The 19,127-nt window shown below is 59.8% G+C and carries 15 protein-coding genes and 1 riboswitch; of the genes, 8 read left to right on the top strand and 7 right to left on the bottom strand.

Features of this window, described 5'->3' with window-relative positions; all coding sequences use genetic code 11:
* The first annotated feature begins 2 nt into the window (after positions 1–2).
* From WH87_RS07595 to WH87_RS07580, 4 genes are all read left to right on the top strand, one after another.
* On the top strand, positions 3–842 hold the full coding sequence (locus tag WH87_RS07595) for an ABC transporter permease (protein ID WP_046140275.1): 840 nt from the start codon (positions 3–5) through the stop codon (positions 840–842).
* The gene (locus WH87_RS07590; RefSeq protein WP_046140274.1) at positions 839–1,663 is read left to right on the top strand and encodes an ABC transporter ATP-binding protein; all 825 of its coding nucleotides are present in this window, start codon (positions 839–841) and stop codon (positions 1,661–1,663) included. The genes WH87_RS07595 and WH87_RS07590 overlap by 4 nt, the downstream gene beginning before the upstream one ends.
* Positions 1,660–2,556 carry an ABC transporter ATP-binding protein gene (locus WH87_RS07585; RefSeq protein WP_082092552.1) on the top strand — a complete coding sequence of 299 codons (897 nt, stop codon included), beginning with the start codon at positions 1,660–1,662 and terminating at the stop codon, positions 2,554–2,556. Before WH87_RS07590 ends, WH87_RS07585 begins: the two co-directional genes overlap by 4 nt.
* 62 nt (positions 2,557–2,618) lie before the next feature.
* On the top strand, positions 2,619–4,505 hold the full coding sequence (locus WH87_RS07580; protein WP_046140273.1) for an ABC transporter substrate-binding protein: 1,887 nt from the start codon (positions 2,619–2,621) through the stop codon (positions 4,503–4,505).
* A gap of 37 nt (positions 4,506–4,542) precedes the next feature.
* Here WH87_RS07580 and metE read toward each other — a convergent pair whose 3' ends face one another.
* The 3 genes from metE to WH87_RS07565 form a co-directional block, all read right to left on the bottom strand.
* Positions 4,543–6,798, bottom strand: a complete 2,256-nt coding sequence (gene metE, locus WH87_RS07575; RefSeq protein WP_046140272.1) for a 5-methyltetrahydropteroyltriglutamate--homocysteine S-methyltransferase — start codon at positions 6,796–6,798, stop codon at positions 4,543–4,545.
* A gap of 165 nt (positions 6,799–6,963) precedes the next feature.
* Positions 6,964–7,156, bottom strand: a riboswitch (cobalamin riboswitch).
* A gap of 70 nt (positions 7,157–7,226) precedes the next feature.
* On the bottom strand, positions 7,227–8,570 hold the full coding sequence (gene dgt, locus WH87_RS07570; protein ID WP_046140271.1) for a dGTP triphosphohydrolase: 1,344 nt from the start codon (positions 8,568–8,570) through the stop codon (positions 7,227–7,229).
* A 159-nt stretch (positions 8,571–8,729) separates the two neighbouring features.
* Positions 8,730–9,080, bottom strand: a complete 351-nt coding sequence (locus WH87_RS07565) for a hypothetical protein (RefSeq protein ID WP_046140270.1) — start codon at positions 9,078–9,080, stop codon at positions 8,730–8,732.
* Between the two features lie 333 nt (positions 9,081–9,413).
* Between WH87_RS07565 and WH87_RS07560 the strand changes: the two genes are divergently transcribed.
* Complete coding sequence (locus WH87_RS07560; RefSeq protein WP_082092551.1) at positions 9,414–10,340, top strand: alpha/beta hydrolase; 927 nt, start codon at positions 9,414–9,416, stop codon at positions 10,338–10,340.
* Between the two features lie 205 nt (positions 10,341–10,545).
* On the opposite strand, the gene WH87_RS07555 is transcribed toward WH87_RS07560, so the two are convergent.
* Complete coding sequence (locus WH87_RS07555) at positions 10,546–14,259, bottom strand: vitamin B12-dependent ribonucleotide reductase (protein ID WP_046140269.1); 3,714 nt, start codon at positions 14,257–14,259, stop codon at positions 10,546–10,548.
* 815 nt (positions 14,260–15,074) lie between these two features.
* On the opposite strand from WH87_RS07555, the gene WH87_RS07550 reads away from it, so the two are divergent.
* The 3 genes from WH87_RS07550 to WH87_RS18935 all read left to right on the top strand — a co-directional run bounded on the left by WH87_RS07550 (position 15,075) and on the right by WH87_RS18935 (position 16,569).
* Positions 15,075–15,473 carry an NADH:ubiquinone oxidoreductase subunit NDUFA12 gene (locus tag WH87_RS07550; RefSeq protein WP_046140268.1) on the top strand — a complete coding sequence of 133 codons (399 nt, stop codon included), beginning with the start codon at positions 15,075–15,077 and terminating at the stop codon, positions 15,471–15,473.
* 44 nt (positions 15,474–15,517) lie between these two features.
* Positions 15,518–15,916, top strand: a complete 399-nt coding sequence (locus tag WH87_RS07545; protein ID WP_046140267.1) for a DUF2155 domain-containing protein — start codon at positions 15,518–15,520, stop codon at positions 15,914–15,916.
* 158 nt (positions 15,917–16,074) lie between these two features.
* Positions 16,075–16,569: a GyrI-like domain-containing protein gene (locus tag WH87_RS18935; RefSeq protein WP_052726589.1), complete on the top strand. Its 495-nt coding sequence runs from the start codon at positions 16,075–16,077 to the stop codon at positions 16,567–16,569.
* On the opposite strand, the gene aat is transcribed toward WH87_RS18935, so the two are convergent.
* Genes aat through accB form a run of 3 tightly spaced genes read right to left on the bottom strand, consistent with a single transcriptional unit; the run spans position 16,566 to position 19,096 of the window.
* Positions 16,566–17,195, bottom strand: coding sequence for a leucyl/phenylalanyl-tRNA--protein transferase (gene aat, locus WH87_RS07535; protein WP_046140404.1), 630 nt, complete (start codon positions 17,193–17,195; stop codon positions 16,566–16,568). The two genes, WH87_RS18935 and aat, sit on opposite strands and share 4 nt — an antisense overlap.
* Positions 17,196–17,244: 49 nt before the next feature.
* Positions 17,245–18,591, bottom strand: a complete 1,347-nt coding sequence (gene accC, locus WH87_RS07530) for an acetyl-CoA carboxylase biotin carboxylase subunit (protein WP_046140266.1) — start codon at positions 18,589–18,591, stop codon at positions 17,245–17,247.
* Positions 18,592–18,601: 10 nt separating this feature from the next.
* The gene (gene accB / locus WH87_RS07525) at positions 18,602–19,096 is read right to left on the bottom strand and encodes an acetyl-CoA carboxylase biotin carboxyl carrier protein (RefSeq protein ID WP_046140265.1); all 495 of its coding nucleotides are present in this window, start codon (positions 19,094–19,096) and stop codon (positions 18,602–18,604) included.
* Between the last annotated feature and the right edge of the window lie 31 nt (positions 19,097–19,127).

Below are 19,127 nucleotides of genomic sequence, written 5' to 3'. Positions count from 1 at the left end.
TCATGGCAAAGTTCTTCGCTGATGCACCATTCCGGCTCTATCTCGGTGTTGTGCTTGTCGTCATCTTCATCATTCTCGGCGGTATTCTGCCGTGGTTCGCTCCCGGTGATCCTCTGGTTTGGTACACCGCTCCGCGCAACCAGGCGCCAAGCGCTACCTATTGGCTAGGCACGACCAGTCTGGGTCAGGATGTCTTTTGGCTACTGACCTATGCCCTGCGCAACTCGCTCATCCTCGGCCTCATCGTTGCCGGGCTATCGACCGTCATCGGCGTGTTTCTGGGTCTTGCCGCTGGTTACGCTGGTGGCTGGTTGGATCGCGTGCTGTCCTTCTTCATGGATGCGCTACTGTGCATCCCATCCTTGCCCATTCTGATCCTGATGGCGGCTCTATTTGGCGGGCAACTGGCGCTTCCCTTTGTTGGCCTAGCGCTGGTGTTGTTCAACTGGCCTTACCCCGCTCGCCAAGTGCGTGCGGTAGCGCTGACCATGCGCGAACGCGAATTCATCAACGTCGCGTGGTTCTCGGGTGAATCCAGCGTACGCATTCTCGTCCGCCACATCTTTCCGTACATCGCCGGTTGGTCAGCGGCCAACTTCATCAACACCGTACTTGTTGGCATTTCGACCGAAAGCGCATTGGCGGTGATCGGCCTGTCGAGCGCCCAACAGGCCACACTCGGCACCATGATCTACTGGGCCATCAATTATCAGGCGCTGCTTGGCGGCAAATATGTCTGGATCGGATCTCCTGTACTGGCCATCGTGCTGCTGTTTATCGGGCTGTTCCTCGTATCCTCCGGCCTCTCTATGCGCTCGTCAGCCCGGAGGATGAGCATATGATTACGGTCGATAATGTCACTGTAGGTTATGGCACGGCGGGCTTCATCAAGGCCGTGGACCAGGTCAGCCTCACCATCAACGATAACGAAATCCTCGGCATTGCTGGGGAGTCCGGGTCTGGCAAGTCCACGCTGATGCGGGCGGTGTATGGCGATTTCTCGACTGGGCTGCGGATACTGAGCGGAACTGTCACAGGCCGCTTTGTCGACGCAACTTCGGGTCAGGTGATTGAAGCGCAGTCGAAGAATTTTGCGCCCCTTTGGTGGGATCAGCTGAGCTATATCCCACAAGGCTCGATGAGCGTGCTCAACCCTTTGATGAAGATCGAGCAACAGGTCGTTGATGGGCTGCCGGCGCGCGAGCGGAAGGGAGGGAGCCATGCCTTGCGACAGCGGATCGCTGGGTTCTTCTCAGGCTTCGGCCTGGAGGAGACTGTACTCGATGCTTACCCCCATCAATTGTCAGGCGGCATGCGTCAGCGCGTGCTCGTTGCCATCGCCGCGTTCGTCAATCCGCGCCTCATTCTGGCGGATGAACCGACCACCGCGCTCGACGTCGTGGTTCAGAAGAAGATTCTGCTGATGATGGTCGAAATCCAGCGTCGCCAACGCAATTCTCTGGTGCTCGTCTCTCATGACCTTGGCGTGCACTACCAGATCACGGACCGCCTCGTGATCATGTATCGCGGCCAGATTGTCGAGCAGGGACCAACGGCAGAGATCTTTGCCAACCCACAGCACGACTACACCAAAAATCTCATTGCCTCACTTCCGCGTCTGCATGGCAAGCGCGCTGTTGAAAGCATGGGAGTGTTGGCATGACCGACACTCCCATTCTCGAAATTAGCAACCTCACTCGCACATACCGCAAGGGCGGGCTGTTCGGCGGGACGTCATTTAACGCGGTCGACAATGTCACGTTTACGTTGCCCTCGACCCCGCAGGTGTTCTCAATCGTTGGTGAATCCGGATCGGGCAAGACCACCGTCGCCCGGATGATCCTACGTCTGGTTGAGCCCAGCGAAGGCTCCATCCGGCTGTTGGGTCGCCCGCTGTCAGGTAAGGCTCATGATCGCATCGATGATCACGAGTTCCGGCGTTTGGTGCAGCCGATATTCCAGAACCCCTTTGAGGCGTTCAGCGCTTATCTGCCCGTAGAAGCCTATCTTCGCCGAACAGCGCTAAACCTGCGCATCGCCAGCAATGATGCCCAGGCAGTCGAGGCCTCTGACGCTGCGTTGCGCTCGGTTGGGCTCAGCTACGAACGCATCGCAGGCAAATACATCCGCCAATTCTCGGGCGGGGAGCTGCAGCGCATCAGCGTCGCACGGGCGTTGATCCCCAAACCCAAACTCATTGTAGCCGATGAGCCGGTTTCGATGGTCGATGCTTCGCTGCGCATGTCTATCGTCAACTTGTTCCGCCAGATCGTTGAGGAGCAGGGCGTGTCTTTCATCTACATCACGCACGATCTCTCCACCGCGTACTACCTGTCCGATCAGGTCTCGATCATGAACACCGGACGGGTGGTTGAAAGTGGTGTCCCGACCGAAATTCTCGACAATCCTCAGCAGGCTTACACACGCGAACTCATGGCGGCCATTCCGACCGTAGGAGAGCGCTGGAGCGAGCTTGCCGAGATCGACAGCCAGTTCGGCTATGCCGATGCGCGCCACAGCAAAGTGTCGCCGCCCACAATCAACAACGACGCCTAATGCTACAGGAGGAGACTGTGACCAATACTGAATTCTCGAAACGGCGTGGCCGAAGCACGATAATGGCTTTTGCCTTGGCGATGACGCTGGGCGGCACCATGTTGAGCACGGCGACCATGCCGAGCTTTGCTCAACAGATGACGGATGTAGGCACCCCACGCAGCGAAACGCTGATCGTTGACATGCTCAACGCTCGGGTTGGCAATCCGACCAACATGAACATGTACCAGCAGGGCGTTACCACCAACCACGGCTACCACCAGATGGCCGGCGCGCTGCTTTACGATATCGACACGGCCAAGGGGATGCAGATCCCCGATCTTGCGGCCGCCATGCCCGAAGCCCTCAACGAAGACTACACCAAGTTCAAAGTGGCGCTGCGTTCCGGGATGACATGGAGTGATGGCGAGCCCTTCTCTGCGGACGACGTCATTTTCACCGACCAGATGCTGCGTAACACGCCTGCATTGGCCTATAGCGCGGCGTACATGGCCCAGATCGCGTCGATGACGAAAGTTGATGGGAACACCATCGAGATCACGACCACAAAACCAACGCCGCGCCTGTCGATCGTCTTGGGCTCCGTCATTTACGGCAACCCGTTTAACGTGGTCCCCAAGCACATTTGGGAAAAGGAAGACCCAGCGACGTTCACCAACTTCCCACCCGTCACGATCAGTGCTTACAAATATAAGGATCACGATCCCAACGGCACGTGGTTCCTGTGGGAAAAACGCGAAGACTGGCAGAACACTGATGTCGGACAGATCGTGGGTGAGCCGGCTGCTAAATATGTTCTGTTTCGGAGCTATGGCACCGAAGAGCGACGCGTTCTAGCGATGGCCGCCAACGACATCGATATCCTGACCGACATTTCACCTGAAAGCCTGGATATTCTGCGTAACCAGAACCCGAAGGTGCGGGCCTGGTTCAATGACTTCCCCTACGCCAACCTCGACGATCCATGCGAACGCGGCATTCACTTCAACACGTCCAAAGCACCTTATGATGATGCCAAGACGCGTTGGGCTTTGGCACTTGCGATCAATGCTGAACAGGCCAGCATAGCGACCTTCTCTGGCATGATGCGCGCATCGCCACTCGCCATTCCACCAACTACGGTGCTGATGGACACCTATCATCAGCCCATGGCCGAATGGCTCGGCGAGTTTGCTCTTGATGACGGTTACAAGCCTTTCGACCCCGACTATGCGATCAATCTTGGCGCGCGTTTGAAGTCCGAAGGGATCGAGGGCATTCCCGAGGATCCTGCTGCCCTTCGCGAGCTGCTCGGTGTGGGATGGTGGAAGCACGATCCGGCAGAGGCAACCAAGCTGCTTACGGAAGCCGGATTCACCAACAATGGTGGGCAATGGCTCAAGCCAGACGGCACGCCATTCACCATCAACATTCTGGCGCCTGCTGACTTCGAGGTTCAATCCCAGCGTCTAGCCTTTGCCGTTGCCAACGAATGGACCCAGTTCGGTATTCCGGCACAAGTTCAGCAAATGCAGGCTGGCGCCTTCTTCACCGCTGAAAATACCGGCGACTATGAAGTGGGTTCTTATTGGGGCGCGTCTTGTGCCATCACGCCAGATCTCTTTGTGCGCATGGAAGCCTGGCACAAGGATTACGTCCGGCCTAATGGCACCCCTGCCTCCTCAAATCAGGGGCGCTATGTCAACGATGATCTCAGTGCGCTGATAGATACCTTGCGTACCATTCCAGCCAACGATCCGCAGATAGTCCCACTGGGCACGGAGATCCTCAAGGAACTGGTCAAAGGCCTGCCGGCCATCGAAATGTTCGGAACGTCTAAGTTCGTCCCAGTGAACGAGACGTACTGGACGAACTATCCATCGGCCGACAACTACTACGAAGGCCCTTGGTGGTGGTGGAGTAACTTTAAGTTCATCGCTGCCAAGCTCGAACCGGTAGCCGGTCAATAAGACAGAGGGGGAGATCGGTGATCTCCCCCTTGTTCTTTTATTGCCCACGCAGGGTGTGGGCTGCGTGAACGAGGTTGGTGAGGGAGGCCTGCACTTCTGGCCAGCCGCGGGTTTTCAGGCCGCAGTCGGGATTGACCCAGAGTTGGTCAGCGGCGATGCCTTCGGCGGCCTTGTGCACCAGGGCCACCATGTCGGACTGGCTGGGAACGCGGGGGGAATGGATGTCCCACACGCCAGGTCCAATCTCGTTGGGATATTTGAAGTCACGGAAGGCTTCCAGCAGTTCCATGTCTGAGCGCGAGGTCTCGATGGAGATCACGTCCGCATCCATCTCGGCGATGGCGGGCATGATGTCGTTGAACTCGGCGTAGCACATATGCGTGTGGATCTGGGTGTCGTCAGCCACGCCGGATGCGGACAGGCGGAAGCAGTCCACGGCCCAGCGCAGATAGGCATCCCAATCGCTCTTGCGCAGCGGCAGGCCTTCGCGCAATGCGGGTTCATCGATCTGGATGATGCCAATGCCGGCGGCCTCGAGATCGAGAACCTCGTCGCGGATGGCAAGACCGATCTGGCGGCAGGTCTGCGAGCGCGGCTGGTCCACGCGTACGAAACTCCACTGCAGGATCGTGACCGGGCCGGTCAACATGCCCTTCATCGGCCGGTCGGTAAGGGAGGCCGCATAGGCTGACCACCGCACGGTCATGGCCGTGGGACGCGAGACATCGCCGTAGATCACGGGTGGCTTGACGCAACGGGAGCCATAGGACTGGACCCAGCCGTTTTTGGTGAAGGCAAAGCCATCAAGTTGCTCGCCGAAATACTCCACCATGTCATTGCGTTCGAACTCGCCATGCACCAGCACGTCGATGCCGATCTCTTCCTGGATCCGCACGGCCTTTTGGGTTTCAGCTTCAAGAAACGCGTCATAGCCAGCCTGATCGAGTGCGCCCTTTTTGAAGGCGGCACGGGCCTCGCGGACTTCCTGGGTTTGCGGGAAGGAGCCGATGGTTGTGGTTGGGTAGGCGGGCAGGTTGAAGCGAGCGCGCTGCTGGTCGCGGCGTGCGGGGAAGGGCGAGACGCGGTCGAGTGCAATGGTTTCGCCAGCGCGGGCTTTGACCCCAGGCTTGTGGATGCGGGGGGAGGCTTTGTGGGCGGCCACGGCTGCGGCACTGGCGTCGAACGCTGCTTTGGCTGCGGTTTTGCCGACTTGCAAGGCGATCGTCAGCGCGTTCACTTCGGCCAGTTTCTGCTTGCCGAAGGCAAGCCAGGACTTCAGCTCGCCATCGAGCGTGGTCTCGGCATCAAGGTCGACCGGGGTGTGCAGCAGTGAGCACGAGGGGGCGATTTCCAGGCGATCGGGCCCAACCTTGTCCCAGACGCGGCTGATAGTGCCGAAGGCTTTGTCCAGATCGCTGCGCCAGATATTGCGGCCATCCACCACGCCCAGAGACAACGTTTTGTCGGCGGGCAGGGCGGCCAGAACCGCATCGAGCTGCTCGGGAGCACGCACCAGATCGATGTGGAGGCCCGCGACGGGCAGGGTAGCGGCCAGCTCTGTGTTGTCGCGCAGGGCGCCGAAATATGTCGTCAGCAGCAGTTTGGGGCCAGCCTTGCCGAGCACATCATAGGCGCGGGCAAACGCGGCTTTCTGCTTGTCTGTCAGATCAAGCACCAGTACGGGCTCGTCGATCTGAACCCAGTCAGCGCCTTCGGCGGCGAGCTGGGCCAGCAGGTCGGCGTAAACCGGCAGCAAGGCATCAAGCAGGTCGAGTGTGTTCAGCCCCTCGTCCTTGGCTTTGGCAAGGCTGAGATAGGTGACGGGACCAACCAGAACCGGACGCGAGGCGATGCCCAGCGCCTTGGCTTCGCGGTAATGGGCCAGCGGTTTGTCGGCATTCAGCGTGAAGGTCTGGCCGCTGTGCAGCTCTGGAACGATGAAGTGGTAGTTGGTGTCAAACCACTTGGTCATCTCCATGGCGGGGGCCGTGTCGGTGCCGCGCGCCATGGCAAAATAGAGCTGATCGGCATTGGCGATATCAGCAAAGCGCGGCGGGATCGCGCCGACCAAAACGCTGGTATCGAGGATGTGGTCATAGAGGGAGAAGTCGTTGGACGGGATGACCTCGATGCCCGCATCGCGCTGGAGCAGCCAATGGCGGGCGCGCAGGTCGCGGGCGACCTGATGCAGGGCAGGGGCATCCGCAGTGCCCTTCCAGTAGGCTTCGAGGGCCTTCTTGAGTTCACGGTGCAGGCCAACGCGGGGGAAGCCCAAATTACTGGAGCGAGTCATGACTTTTCCGATGCAAAGAGACGCCGCAGCCGATGTTCGGCGCGTGCGAAAAGGGTTCTGAAAATGATGAGTTCAGGCGGCTGACAGTCAGCTGCGCATTCGGAAATGGAGACGAGGTGTCGTCATCTGTCTGGTCCTCTCGCCGATCCGCCCGATCAGCCCGAAGTGAAAGTCACTTCCATGGTAGGTCTCCTGGCTCGCGGATCGAACCGGGCGCTCGCCTTCCCAGCCTTTCGGCCAGTGGACTATTGAGCGCCCGTCTCCGCCTACAGTTGCGGGGGCAGTTCCGGACTAAAGCCAAGGCTCGCACCGGATTCCCTGTTATCCCCTCGCGGGGACCATGGACGTCAGCAAAATGGATCAGCCCGCCGCGCCTGTCAATAAAGACATAAAGATTTCTTTATATGAGGTGGCGGGCTGGCTGAAGCTCAGATGCCGCTCAGCATTTTGGCGATGCGGACGGCGTATCTGTCGGTCATGCCCGAGGTGAAGTCGGCCAGTGCGTGCAGGGCCTGTTCGGCATTGCCGACATTTCTCAGGTCCAGATCCAGCGCCCGGACGAGCTGCCGATTGTGGTCGGACAACAGCTGCTGATCCCACCTGGCCTTGCCCAGTTCATCGATCACCGGCAGCAGCCCGGACATGACATTGCCGATGACGCGGCGGCCGGACACCTCCAGCTCGGTCTTCCGGCGGCCGGTGAAGACCTGATCTCTGGACAGGGTTTTCATCTTCTCGAACACCGGCGCCATCGGCCCGGCTTCGATCAGCGATTGGGAAAACGCGCCAGACATGATCGCTGCGTAATTGGTCTTGAAGGCTTCGACGCAGCTGTCGATGGCGGCTCCGATGCTCAAGGCGCGCAGCAGAGCGATATGCTCGGCCTGGCTGAGCCCGTCCACATTGCGGTTCGAGTTGTTGGAGGCTTCGTGCAGCAGGCTCTTGACGGTGTCGAAGGGCAGCTCGCCGGTGGTGAAAGCGTCTTCGAGGTCCACGATATTGTAGCAGATATCGTCAGCGGCTTCGACGATGTGGACCAGAGGATGGCGCCGCCACCAGCTGCCGGCGGGCGTCACTTCCTCGGGCAGGCCAAGCGCGTCTGCAGCCTGTTTGAACAGGTCCAGTTCCGAGCGGAAAATGCCGAACTTCTTGAGGCCGACATAGCTGGGTGAACCGCTTGGGATCACGCTCTCGCGGGTGGCGGAGGTCACCGGGTATTTCGTGAAGGTGCCCAAGGTCGCCTTGGAGAGGCGCATACCGCCGTCGTTCCGATACATCTCCAGCCGGGTGACGATGCGGAAGCCCTGCGCATTGCCCTCAAATTTCGTGAACTCGGTGCGATCCTGGGCCTCGATCTCCGCCATCACGCCTTTGGGGCTGTCGAACTTTTCGGCGAACCAGTCGCCCATGGCGGCCTCACCCGAGTGCCCAAAGGGCGGGTTGCCGATGTCATGAGCGACGCAGGCGGCCTGAACGATGTTGGCGAGGCTATTGGCGTCACCGATGGGGATATGCTTTTCCTGCTCCAGCCAGCTGCCGATCCGCATGGCCAATGACCGGCCCACGCTGCTGACCTCCACGGAGTGGATCAGGCGGTGATGGACGTGGTCGTGCTCGTAGAGGGGCTGCACCTGGGTCTTGTTGGCCAGCCGCCGAAACGGCGCGGAAAAGACGATGCGGTCATGATCCTGCACGAAAATGGACCGGTTCGGTTTGGCTTCGTAGCTTTTGTCGCCAAGCCGCTCACTGCACAGCAGTTTTTCCCAATCCATTCGCGTCCCCAGGCTGTTCGTGTCGATAGCAATCTCTAGTGCTCATCAGACGCGACGCCAAGCGCAACGGTCACCGCAATGCACGAATACGCATCGTGATGCGATCCGCTAGACGGAATAGGGCAGGCCTGCTGGCCACCGGCGCGGTGATCTCTGACGCTAAGGCGCGGGGTCAGTCACTATGGGCATTATATCAATGCCGTCGCCGGGGAAGGTGGTGATGTGGGGATGGGTTTCGAAAATCCGGGCAGCATCCCCGATCGTCTCGGCCTCGACGACAAGATAGCCACAGAGCGTGTTGGTGGCGGGTGCAATCTCATCCCGGTTCACCCGCATGGTCTTGCCGACCATGCCGCCCTTGTCGAGGATCGACCCGGCATGGCGCTCTTCCCACGCCGCCCATTGCTGGACGCCGAGGGTATCCACCGCATCCTGCTCAGCCTTGGGCATGGCGCGGAAACGCTCAAAATCTTCGTGACGCATCGTGTAAACGGCAAGGAAGCGCGGCATGGCAGAAGCTCCTGGCGGTTGTTAGTCAGGAGAGACTAGTCCAGCACAAGGGCTTCGTCACGGGGGATGCAGGCAGCAATACGTACGGTGTCGCAATGCAGGTACCAAAATCCTGAGCCGACGTGGGGCTCAGGCTTACGCAGCAGTCCCGTGCGTTAGTTGTGACGAAATAAGGGTGTCTTTGCGTCGTTCGCGATCGAAGAATAGGGCCGAAATACTGAGTGCTCATCGTTTGTTAAGCACGAGTGGATTTGATAAAATATTCGCCTTAATGCAGCGCTCGTCCGTCGCTAACGATCCGCACCTACAACATTCCTGTGCGCGGAAAACTCAATGCGTCGATATATTCTGAAGACCGTCTTGTTTGCCATTATGGCTGGCCTCGGTGTCTCCGGGGGGACGTTTCACACCTACGCACAATCGACTCCGCCAGCGCAGCTGGGAGAAGGGCATGCTTATGAGATCTTCGGCAGTGAAGTGTGGGATGTGCCAGACCCAGTGTCCGGTCGAGGCTACCAAGTTTTTGTGGCCCTGCCGCCGTCGTATGCGGAGCAGCCGCAAAGGCACTACCCCGTGCTTTACGTCACAGATGCCGATTACGCTTTCCCTATAGTGCGGCAGATTGGTCGCCGCCTTAACGTCGAAGGACCGCAGATTGAGGAGTTTATTCTCGTTGGTCTGTCTTATGGCAAGGGCGAGGACGGTGCAGCCAGTCGCCGCCGAGACTACACCCCGACACCAAACGGGCCGAGTGGTTCGCCAGCTGGCACCATTCATGGTCAAGGTGCGGCCTACCAGAAATATTTGGCCGATCAGGTGAAGCCATTTGTCGCCAGCCATTATCGGGTTGACCCTGACCGGTCACTATTTCTGGGGCATTCTTACGGCGCGTTGCTGGGTGCGCAGATCCTTTTCAGCGAACCCGGTCTGTTCAGCGGCTATATCCTCGGTAGCCCATCTCTCTGGTTTGACAAGCGCTATGCACTCAAGATGGAAGCCGACTATGCGAGCCGCAATAGCGACCTGCCGGCAAAGATACTCCTCTACGTCGGTGAGTATGAAGCCAAGCGCAAAGGCGATTTGCGTTACAGCCAGACTGTGGACATGGTTGCCGACAATGCGGCGCTGGAAACGGTGTTGCGGAGCCGGGAGTACCCTAGTCTGCAGCTAAGTTCGGTTGTTCTGAACGACGAGGATCACCTTACCGTCGCGCCGCGTGGCTTCACTCATGGACTAAAATATCTTCTCACGCTCCGCTGACAAATGGAAAGCGGCCGAAAGGCGGTTTTCTCGCTCTGTCATCCCGATGGCTGTCGCCCCGCCATTTGAGCCGCCACTCCGATCCGCGGTATGCAGCACTTTTTGCGCTCAAAGGGGCTCTATAGGTTTAGCAAAATCAAAAGCCCCGGTTTCCCGGAGCTTTGTGTTTTGCGTATATCGTGCGGGCGTGCGCCGACTTCCGCCCTCAACTGCACCCAGTCGTCGTTCCACAGGTATCGCACTTCAGGCAGGTTCCATTCCGGACCATGGTGAAGTTGTGGCACTCGGTGCATTGGTCGCCGGTGTAGCCTTTCATCTGGGCTTCGGCGCGCAGAAGGGTTGCGTCCTTGCTGGGCGGCGGGCTTGGGATGGGGTTGAGTTCGGCGGCGGCGAAGGCGGAGGGGGACAGTTGCGTGTCCACCTTGAGGGCCGTGGCAGCGCGCAGCGCGGTCACGGTTGAGGTCTGGACCGCCTGCACGGGATTGAACTGGTGATCGCCCGAGACGATCATCAGCGACTTGTTGGCGACGCGGCCACGGGTCATGCCGCGGGAGACAAAGCGCTCGGCGGGCACCGGGGCAGGGCTGTTCGCAGCGTGCGACGGCGCCTGCTCCTCGGCAACGCCCTTGCCGAGCGAAGTCGGGCTGTCCGGGTTCACATGGGCCAGGTCGTCGCGGTCGAGATAGGAGACGGCGAGTTCGCGGAACACGTAGTCCAAGATCGAAGTTGCGTTCTTGATGCGATCATTGCCCATGACCATGCCGGCGGGCTCGAAGCGCGTGAAGGTGAAGGCCTCCACGAACTCGTCCAGTGGCACGCCATATTGCAGGCCAATCGAGATGGCGATGGCGAAGTTGTTCATCATCGCGCGGAAGGCGGCGCCTTCCTTGTGCATGTCGATGAAGATTTCGCCCAGGCGGCCATCGGCATATTCGCCGGTGTGGACATAGACCTTGTGGCCACCAACGACGGCCTTCTGAGTGTAACCCTTGCGGCGGTCTGGCATCTTTTCGCGGTCGCGACGGACGGTTTCAACGATCCGCTCGACGATCTTTTCGGCAATGACCGGCACGCGGGCTGCGGCGTTCATCGAGACCAGATCTTCCAGGGCGTCTTCGTCGTCCTCGTCGTCGGCAGCGGCCAGAACCGAGGAGTTCAGCGGCTGGCTGAGCTTACTGCCATCGCGATAGAGCGCGTTGGCCTTGAGGGCCAGGCGCCAGCTCATCATGTAGCTTTCCTTGGCGTCCTCAACGGTCGCGTCGTTTGGCATGTTGATCGTCTTGGAGATCGCGCCCGAGATGAACGGCTGAGCCGCTGCCATCATCAGGATGTGGCTTTCGATCGAAAGCGAGCGCTTGCCGATCTTGCCGCATGGTGCAGCGCAATCGAACACGGGCAGGTGCTCTGCCTTGAGGTGCGGAGCGCCTTCAAGGGTCATCGCGCCACAAACGTGGATATTGGCAGCTTCCACGTCCTTGCGCGAGAAGCCGAGGAACGGCAGCAGCTCGAAGCTGAAATCGTTCATCTGCTCTTCGGTCACGCCGAGGCCCTTGAGGAAGTCGAGGCCCAGCGTCCACTGGTTGAACACGAACTTGATGTCGAAAGCCGAAGCCATGCCCTTGTTGAGGGCTTCGATCTTGTCGTCGGTGAAGCCCTTGGCGCGCAGGGTCGATGGATTGACGCCCGGCGCCTGGTTCAGGTTGCCGTGGCCGACCGCATAGGCCTCCATCTCGGCAATCTGGGACTCGGAATAACCAAGGGTTCGCAGGGCAGGTGGCACAGCACGGTTGATGATCTTGAAGTAACCGCCACCGGCGAGTTTTTTGAATTTGACTAGGGCAAAGTCAGGTTCAATGCCTGTCGTGTCGCAATCCATCACCAGTCCGATCGTGCCGGTCGGGGCAATCACGGAGACCTGGGCATTGCGATAGCCATGCTGTTCGCCCAGCGCGAGCGCATTGTCCCAAGCCAGCTTGGCGCGTTCGCTGAGCGCCGCGTCAGACAGATTTGCGTGGTCCAATGGCACAGGCGTGATGGACAGGCCTTCATAGCCACCAGCATTGCCGTGGGCAGCGTTGCGGTGATTGCGGATGACGCGCAGCATGTGCTTGGCGTTGCGCTTGTAATCCTTGAATGGGCCGAGTTCCCTAGCCATTTCGGCCGAGGTCGCATAACTGACGCCGGTCATGATCGCGGTGACGGCACCAGCAATGGCGCGGCCTTCCACGGAGTCATAAGGAATGCCCGAGGTCATCAGGAAGCCACCGATATTGGCGTAGCCGATACCCAGCGTGCGGTACTCGTATGAACGCTCGGCGATGGCCTTGGACGGGAACTGCGCCATCATCACCGACACTTCGAGCACGATGGTCCAGAGGCGCACGGTGTGTTCATAGGCGGCGGTGTTGAAGGTGCCGTCGGTGTTGCGATACGGCAGCAGGTTCACCGACGCCAGATTGCAGGCGGTGTCGTCGAGGAACATGTACTCCGAGCAAGGGTTCGATGCATTGATCGGACCGGCTTCGGGCGAGGTGTGCCACTCGTTGATGGTGGTGTGATACTGAATGCCGGGATCAGCCGAAGCCCATGCCGCGTAACCAACCTGTTCCCAGAGGTCACGCGCCTTGAGGGTCTTGGTGACCTTGCCGGTGGCGCGAGCCGTCAGGTTCCAGTCGCCATCGGTTTCGACTGCGCGGAGGAAGTCGTCGGTGACGCGGACGGAATTGTTCGAGTTCTGGCCGGAAACGGTCAGATAGGCTTCGCTATCCCAGTCGGTGTCGTAAACCGGGAAATCGAGCTCGGTGTAGCCCTGCCTGGCGAACTGGATGACGCGATAGATGTAGTTCTCGGGAACCAGTGCCTTCTTGGCAGCGCGGACTTCGCGCTTGAGGGCAGGGTTCTTGGCCACGTCAAAGCAATCGTCGCCGGTGCCTTCACAGTTCACGGCGGCCTTCATGATGGCCTTGAGGTGCTTTGAGACAACCTTGGAGCCGGTCACAAGGGCAGCAACCTTCTGCTCTTCCTTGACCTTCCAGTTGATATATTCCTCGATATCGGGGTGATCGATGTCGATCACGACCATCTTGGCGGCGCGACGTGTGGTGCCGCCCGACTTGATGGCGCCCGCAGCGCGGTCGCCGATCTTGAGGAAGCTCATCAGGCCGCTCGACTTGCCGCCGCCGGACAGCTTTTCGCCACCGCCGCGCAGAGCCGAGAAATTGGTACCGGTGCCCGAGCCATACTTGAACAGGCGCGCTTCACGGACCCAGAGGTCCATAATGCCGTTTTCGTTGACCAGGTCATCATTGACCGACTGGATGAAGCAGGCGTGCGGCTGGGGATGCTCGTACGAGCTCTTGGACTGCACGAGCTTGTGGGTGAAGGGGTCCACATAGAAGTGGCCCTGGCCGGGACCGTCGATGCCATAGGCCCAGTGCAGGCCCGTGTTGAACCATTGTGGGCTGTTGGGGGCAACGCGCTGGGTGGCCAGCATGAATGCGAGTTCGTCGCGGAAGGCGAGGGCGTCGGCTTCGCTATCGAAGTAGCCGCCCTTCCAGCCCCAATAGGTCCAGGTGCCGGCCAAGCGGTCGAACACCTGACGGCTGTCCATTTCCGAACCATAGCGTTCGGCCTCCGGCAGCTTGGCGAGCGCAGCTTCGTCGGGGACGGAGCGCCATAGCCAGGACGGCACGGAGTTTTCCTCGACCTTCTTGAGGGCCTTTGCCACGCCGGCCTTGCGGAAATACTTCTGCGCAATGATGTCCGCTGCAACCTGGCTCCAGGTCGAAGGGATCGCGATGTCTTCGAGCTTGAACACGACCGAGCCATCGGGATTGCGGATCTCGCTCGTGGCCGAGCGGAATTCAATTGCGCTGTAGCGATCCTGATCTGCTGTCGTAAACCGGCGTTCGATACGCATTGTTGTCGTAATCCCCAATGTAACGGACACGTGCATCCGCAAGCCGTAACCTCGGCTTCAAACCCACATCTGTTGCTGACGCTTTACCAACGAGGCCCGGTGAACGAGCCCCAAAACTTGCCTGTGCCGCAGTGTGGCGTCGGTCTAATGCCGCGCTCTCACTTCGGACTTGTACGATACGAAATTCCATATCGGACCGTCGAAAACATTCTTCCGATTCAGAGCGCGCGTCAACGGAGCAAAATACAAGGTCTAGTGGCCTTGGTCGCCGCGGCGACAAGCGCTAGTAGGCATAATATGTGAATTGTGGGGACAAACTACAAGGCAAACGGGCGGCTCCTAGGCCTGTTTGAAGTGAAATGTAAGGTCCGCGGATAGCGCCAAAAACCGTCTCAGAAAGTGGCGCTAAGACAAGGTAACTCCACGATCTTCGAGTGCCGACACAGCCCGTTATGGGGGCCTTAACCACGCCCGTCGAAGGCAGAATCGATGGAGCCAAATGGTGTCAAGCGCAGAAATTTCGGCCCAATCGCGTTCACAAGGCTTCGACACAAGCGCTTGTGGTGCTCAGAGGCCAGCGCACCATCTGGTTGTGCCACGCCCGGCACAACGAGGTGTGTATGGATAAGATCGGAGGAAGCGCCATATTGGGTAGCGGCGGGACGTTACCCTGTGCGGATCAGAGCAAACGAGTCGGTTCGGCATTGCCAGAAGTGAGCTGATCGGCGCGCGCTTTTGGTCACTTCTTTCTAGGCGCTTGCGGCGCGTCATGATACATCGGGCGCAATCGCAGCTATCGACGGCGGAATCGACAATTGGCCAAATCCGGTACCAAGCAGTTCCTCACTGAAATCTTCTCCTGGTGGAGCGGCCAGACTTGGGGTACGCGCCTTTGGATTTGGCGCTTCGGCGACTACGTCGGCAGCGACGAATTCGGCAACAAGTACTATCAGGACAAAAAGGCCGATCGGCGCTACGTGACCTATAACGGTTACGCTGATGCCTCGACCATTGGCGACGGCTGGCACGGCTGGATGCACCACCGCACCGACATTGTGCCCACCCAATCCAACTATGTCGCTCGCGGCTGGCAGAAGCCACACGTCAAAAACCTCACCGGCTCGGGCGCAGCGTATCGCCCAGATGGCAGCTTGCTCAGCAAGGGCGAGCGTCCACGCGTGACCGGCGACTACGACGCCTGGTCGCCCGAATAGGCGCTGGCGACTTGCGCCACACGGATAACCTGATTTCAAAGCTCGTGAGAACGCTGGTGCCCGTTGCGGCGCTGGCATTTTCTGGCTTTGCCTTGCCCGTTGCGGCCCAGCCGATTGCCAATCCGGTAGCGACCTTTGCCGGCCTCGACAAGATCACCGGCCGCATCACCCGCTTTGATGTCTATATCGACGAGACGGTGCTGTTCGGTGCGCTCGAGATCACGCCGCGCGCCTGCTATAGTCGTCCATCCACCGAGACACAGCGCGTGTCCGCGTTTCTTGAGGTCGATCAGCGCAGCCTGACCGGCACCTCCAAGCGCATCTTCACCGGCTGGATGTTCGCCGATAGCCCTGCGCTCAATGCCGTCGATCACGCCGTCTACGATGTGTGGCTGATCGAGTGCCGCACCAGCACGGATGTGCCGCTGCCTGAGGGACGCTAGATACAGGCGGGCAATTGCCCACGCGTCGAAGTCGTCCGAGTTCATTCGTCGTCCAGCTACAGCCCGCAGCAATTGCATTCCAATGCCTATGGCTTGGTGATTGCGATCCCGTGTTTTGGGAGGCACTCTCAGGCGGGGCGGGCACAGAGGAGGACAGCATGCTCACAGAACCAAAAATCGTCGACCGCGCGCCGCAGCCCTATGCGGCCATCGTGCTCAAGCTCCGCCAACCCGAGATCGCCGGCACCGCCCCGCGGCTCATCGGCGAGGTGGTGCAGTGGGTTTTGGCGCAAGGCGGGCAACTCACCGGCGCGCCAATCTTCAATTATGTCGGCTTCTTCCCCGGTGGTGAAATGGAAATGCAGGTCGCCATGCCGACCGACCGGGTGCTGACACCTGACGATCGCGTCTCGACGGGCACCATTCCGGGCGGCCGCTTCGCCTCGCTCACGGCAACAGCCGATTACCCGGAGCTTTACGACGCCAACATGAAGCTGGACGATTGGGCCTGCAAACAGGGCTTCAAGCTGGATGGCGAGGCGCAGGGCGACAGCTATGTGAATGCCAATCGCATGGAGATCTACCACAAGGATCCCGGCGAAGACCCGTCGGGTCTGCCGGTCACCGAGATTGCGTTCCGCCTCAAGGACTAGCGTCGATCCCAGGCAGCCCAATCGCCGTCGACATGTAGCGCCTCGGCCAGTCGCTCTTCATAGTGTTCGCGCGGGATTTCGATGCCGCCAAGCGATTCCAGATGGTCGGTGATGAACTGGGTGTCGAGCAGCACGAAGCCGCCGGCATTCAGTCTCTCGACCAGATGGGCCATGGCCATCTTGCTGGCATTGGTGCGGCGATGAAACATCGACTCGCCAAAGAACGCGCCGCCGATGGCCAGCCCATAGAGCCCACCGACGAGCTCGTCTCCGTCCCAGACCTCAACTGTGTGCGCCACCCCGCGCCGGAACAGCTCACCATAGACATTGCGGATGGTGGAGTTGATCCAGGTCTGCTCGCGATCCTCGCCAACCGTGGCGCAGCCCTCGATGACAGCTTCGAAATCGGTATCGACCCGCACTTCGAACACTGATTTTCGGATCGCCTTGCGCAGGCTGGTCGAGAGGCGGAACCCGTCGAGTGGGAGAATGCCACGCATCTCCGGACTGACCCAGAAGATGTCCTCGTCTTCAGCGTCTTCCGACATTGGAAAGATGCCGGCGCGATAGGCCCGGACGATCAGTTCCGGGGTGATCTCGACATCGAAGGGGCTGGGTTTGGACATCGTCATACGGCCTAAAAGAAAAGGGGCGCACCGCGCCCCTTGATGTTTGTCAGACCTTGTTCTCGGCCAGGTATTTTTCAAGCCAGTGAATGTCGTAATTCCCGGCAAGAACATCCGGTTCGCGGATCAGGCGCTGGAACAGGGGCAGGGTGGTCTTGATACCGTCGATGACGAATTCGTCAATCGCGCGGCGCAGACGCTGCAGGCATTCCTCGCGGGTTCGGCCATATACGATCAGCTTGCCGATCAGCGAGTCGTAATAGGGCGGGATCTTGTAGCCCTGATAGACAGCCGAATCGACGCGCACGCCAACGCCACCAGCGGGGTGGTAGAACGTGATCGTGCCTGGCGACGGTGCGAAGGTCTGCGGATCTTCAGCGTTGATGCGCACTTCAATGGCATGGCCATAGAAGCTCACATCCGACTGGCGCATGGACAGCTGCTCGCCCGAGGCGACGCGGATCTGCTCGTACACGATGTCGATGCCGGTGATACGTTCCGTAACCGGATGCTCCACCTGCAGGCGGGTGTTCATTTCGATGAAATAGAACTCGCCGTTCTCGTACAGGAACTCGATGGTGCCTGCGCCCGAGTACTTCAGCTTGCGCATGGCGGCGGCGCAGATCTCGCCGATTTCGTCACGCTCTTCCGGCTTGATGGTAGGGCCACCGGCCTCTTCCCAAACCTTCTGGTGACGACGCTGCAGCGAGCAGTCACGCACGCCCAGGTGCACCGCATTGCCCTGGCCGTCGCCAAGCACCTGCACTTCGATGTGCCGTGGCTTGCCGAGGTACTTTTCCATGTAGACGGAATCGTTGCCAAAGGCGGCCTTGGCTTCGGTGCGGGCGGTTGACCACGCTTCCAGAACATCGGCTTCGGTCTTGGCAACCTTCATGCCGCGGCCACCGCCACCAGCGGTTGCCTTGATCAGCACGGGGTAACCGATTTCGCGGGCGGTGCGGATGGCTTCTTCGTCGCTCTCGACGGCGCCAGCGGAGCCGGGAACAACCGGAATGCCAAGCTCAACGGCGGTCTTTTTGGCCGTGATCTTGTCGCCCATGATCTCGATGTGATGCGCCGACGGACCGATGAAGGTCACGTTGTGCTCGGTCAGGATCTTGGCGAAGCGGGCGTTCTCGGAGAGAAAGCCGTAGCCCGGATGCACCGCATCGGCGCCGGTGATTTCACAGGCGGCCATAATGGCGGGAATGTTGAGATAGCTGTCCTTGGCCGATGGCGGGCCAATGCAGACGCTTTCGTCAGCAAGGCGCACATGCATGGCATTGGCGTCGGCAGTGGAGTGCACCGCTACCGTCTGGATACCCAATTCCTTGCAGGCACGCAGAATGCGCAGGGCGATTTCGCCGCGATTGGCGATCAGGACCTTCTGGAACATGAGGTCCCCCTTACTCGATGACGACGAGCGGCTCGCCGTATTCCACCGGCTGAGCATCCTGAACGAGAATGCGCGTGACGGTGCCGGAGCGATGCGCCGGGATCTGGTTCATGGTCTTCATTGCTTCGATGATAAGCAGGGTCTGGCCTTCGGTGACCTTGGTGCCAACTTCTGCGAAGGTTGGCTTGCCTGGCTCTGGCGAGCGGTAGGCTGTGCCGACCATTGGTGACGTCAGAGTGCCTGGGTTGGACGCGAGGTCCTCGGCAGCGGCTGGCGCGGCTGGGGCAACCGAACCGGCTGGCGCCAGTGGCTGCGGCGCGGCGGGTGCGAACTGCTGGGGCGCATACTGAGGCGCTGCGTAGGTCACCGACTCATTGGCGTAGGAGCGCGTCACGCGAACGCGGAAGTCTTCCTTCTCAATCTCGATTTCAGCGAGATTTTCCTTGTTGAGCAGTTCGGCAATCGCCCGGATCAGGTCCTGATCGTCTTGCGATGACTTGGTCATTCTTGTCGGTCTCCCGCGCTTTCCGCGTTGA

Source organism: Devosia epidermidihirudinis (assembly GCF_000971295.1).
Classification (GTDB): Bacteria; Pseudomonadota; Alphaproteobacteria; order Rhizobiales; family Devosiaceae; genus Devosia; species Devosia epidermidihirudinis.
The sequence above is the reverse complement of the archived record's forward strand: the minus strand, read 5'-3'. Positions and strand labels throughout refer to the sequence as shown.